Genomic DNA, 1,490 nt, shown 5'->3' with positions numbered 1-1,490 from the left:
TTTTGTCGGCAAATTTTGCGGCAAACACGCCTTTAGTGAGACATCGCCTAATAAAACCTGGGAAGGCGTAGTAGGCGGTATCGCCGTAGCTACGGTCTTTGGCGCGGGTTTTGGCTGGGTGCTGACCGATAGTTTTTGGCATAGCCTCATCACGGCGTTTTTAGTTGCGGTTTTTGGCGTGTGGGGCGATCTTTTCGAGAGCTACTTAAAGCGCCGCGCGGGCGTCAAGGATAGCAGCACGCTGCTGCCGGGTCACGGCGGTATGCTTGACCGCGTCGACGGCTATCTTTTCGGCGTTGCCGCGATGCTCTGGACGCTATCGTGGTAGTGCTGGGCTCGACGGGCTCAATCGGGACAAATACCCTAAATCTTGCCCGCAAATTCGGCCTTGGCGTCGAGGCGATGAGCTGCGCGTCAAACTACGAGCTTTTAAACGAGCAAATCGCCGAATTTAAGCCCAAATTCGTCTGTATCGCCGAGTCAAAATTTGCTAAATTCGTAAAGCATAAACGCGTTTTTGTGGGTGCGCAGGGCATCTGCGATATGCTAAAAGAGTGCGAAAGCGAGCGCGTCGTAAACTCTCTAGTGGGCTTTGCTGGGCTTGCTCCGAGCTTAGCCGCGCAAAAGCTAGGCAAAAAGCTAGCGCTTGCAAATAAAGAAAGCCTCGTAGCAGGCGGCAAATTTTTAGACAGGGGCGCGATAAATCCGATAGATAGCGAGCATTTCGGGCTTAAATTTTTGCTCGCAAACAAAACCCCGGTCGCTAGGCTAGTCATCACGGCCTCGGGCGGCGCCTTTTACAAAACCCCGATAAAAGCCCTAAAAGACGCCCGCGCCGCAGACGCGCTAAAACACCCCAACTGGAGCATGGGCGCAAAGATCACGATCGACAGCGCAACGATGGCGAACAAGCTTTTTGAGGTGCTTGAGGCTTTTTGGCTCTACGGCGTGCGGGATATCGAGGCGCTCATCGAGCGCACGTCCACGGTTCACGCGCTGGTGGAGTTTGCCGACGGCTCGACTACGGCGCATCTATCTAAAACCGATATGATTTTAGCCATCGCGCATGCGATTTTGGGCGAGGACGGGGCGCTAAATTTAAGCGCCGCCGATACGCAAATCGTGCCGAATTTGGACCTAAAAACTCTAAAAAACATAAAATTCGGCGAGATAAATTTGAAAAAATACCCTATCTTTTCGCTAAAAGATCAAGCTTTGCAAAACCCCGATCTTGGCGTAGCTATCAACGCCGCAAACGAGGTCGCGGTGTATAAATTTTTGCACGGCGAGTGCGGATTTTTAGATATCTCGCGAACGGTTTTAGCCGCAGCAAAGAGGTTTGAAAACGAAAAAATAAAGAGCGAGAGTAAGATCTTTGAGGTAGATTCAGAAGTGAGAGCATGGGCGGAAAAGTCGCTTAAATAGCGGCTTGTCTCGTGAGCGCTTTTCCGAGATTTTGCAAAATTTTCGCTCCGCAGGCTACATGTCTA

At 51.3% G+C, this 1,490-nt stretch carries 2 protein-coding genes; both read left to right on the top strand.

Annotated features, from left to right (window positions below; genetic code table 11):
• Positions 1-328, top strand: a 328-nt coding sequence (locus Q0546_RS11320) for a phosphatidate cytidylyltransferase (RefSeq protein ID WP_298793119.1), incomplete at its 5' end; no start/stop codon positions are given.
• Complete coding sequence (gene dxr / locus Q0546_RS11315) at positions 322-1,425, top strand: 1-deoxy-D-xylulose-5-phosphate reductoisomerase (RefSeq protein WP_298793117.1); 1,104 nt, start codon at positions 322-324, stop codon at positions 1,423-1,425. The genes Q0546_RS11320 and dxr, both read left to right, overlap by 7 nt.
• The last annotated feature ends 65 nt before the right edge of the window (positions 1,426-1,490 follow it).

The sequence above is a fragment of the uncultured Campylobacter sp. genome, assembly GCF_937997465.1.
Taxonomy (GTDB): Bacteria; Campylobacterota; Campylobacteria; order Campylobacterales; family Campylobacteraceae; genus Campylobacter_A.
This window is presented reverse-complemented; position numbering and strand designations above follow the sequence as displayed.